Annotated in this window: 8 tRNA genes; all 8 read left to right on the top strand. The window is 50.6% G+C overall.

Features of this window, described 5'->3' with window-relative positions:
- Window position 1: 1 nt before the first annotated feature.
- Window positions 2-74 (top strand) — tRNA-Asp (locus ACLNCP_RS09960).
- Window positions 75-97: 23 nt separating this feature from the next.
- Window positions 98-170: transfer RNA gene (locus tag ACLNCP_RS09965), tRNA-Lys, on the top strand.
- Between the two features lie 5 nt (window positions 171-175).
- A tRNA-Leu gene (locus ACLNCP_RS09970) sits at window positions 176-257 on the top strand.
- 18 nt (window positions 258-275) lie between these two features.
- A tRNA-Thr gene (locus tag ACLNCP_RS09975) sits at window positions 276-348 on the top strand.
- Window positions 349-370: 22 nt separating this feature from the next.
- Window positions 371-442, top strand: a tRNA-Gly gene (locus ACLNCP_RS09980).
- Window positions 443-449: 7 nt separating this feature from the next.
- Window positions 450-535, top strand: a tRNA-Leu gene (locus tag ACLNCP_RS09985).
- Between the two features lie 11 nt (window positions 536-546).
- A tRNA-Arg gene (locus ACLNCP_RS09990) sits at window positions 547-620 on the top strand.
- Between the two features lie 15 nt (window positions 621-635).
- A tRNA-Pro gene (locus ACLNCP_RS09995) sits at window positions 636-709 on the top strand.
- Window positions 710-711: the final 2 nt, after the last annotated feature.

The raw sequence follows: 711 nt of genomic DNA on the forward strand, positions 1-711 counted from the left end.
AGGTCCCGTAGTGTAGCGGTTATCACGTCGCCCTGTCACGGCGAAGATCGCGGGTTCGATTCCCGTCGGGACCGTTAGAATAACGGAAGTTATTTTAGACTCGTTAGCTCAGTTGGTAGAGCAATTGACTTTTAATCAATGGGTCACTGGTTCGAGCCCAGTACGGGTCATATATGCGGGTTTGGCGGAATTGGCAGACGCACCAGATTTAGGATCTGGCGCTTAACGGCGTGGGGGTTCAAGTCCCTTAACCCGCATTAAGATATAATAAATGAGCCGGCTTAGCTCAGTTGGTAGAGCATCTGATTTGTAATCAGAGGGTCGCGTGTTCAAGTCATGTAGCCGGCATTTTTAGATAGAAGAAAACAGTGCGAACGTAGTTCAGTGGTAGAACACCACCTTGCCAAGGTGGGGGTCGCGGGTTCGAATCCCGTCGTTCGCTTAGAGAGGCCGGGGTGGCGGAACTGGCAGACGCACAGGACTTAAAATCCTGCGATTGGTAACGATCGTACCGGTTCGATTCCGGTCCTCGGCATAAACTAATGAGCACCCTTAGCTCAACTGGATAGAGTACCTGACTACGAATCAGGCGGTTAGAGGTTCGACTCCTCTAGGGTGCATTTTTCTATTTAACTCGGGAAGTAGCTCAGCTTGGTAGAGTACTTGGTTTGGGACCAAGGTGTCGCAGGTTCGAATCCTGTCTTCCCGATA

Origin of the sequence: Streptococcus sp. CL6.35 (assembly GCF_049737915.1) — a bacterium.
GTDB lineage: Bacteria > Bacillota > Bacilli > Lactobacillales > Streptococcaceae > Streptococcus.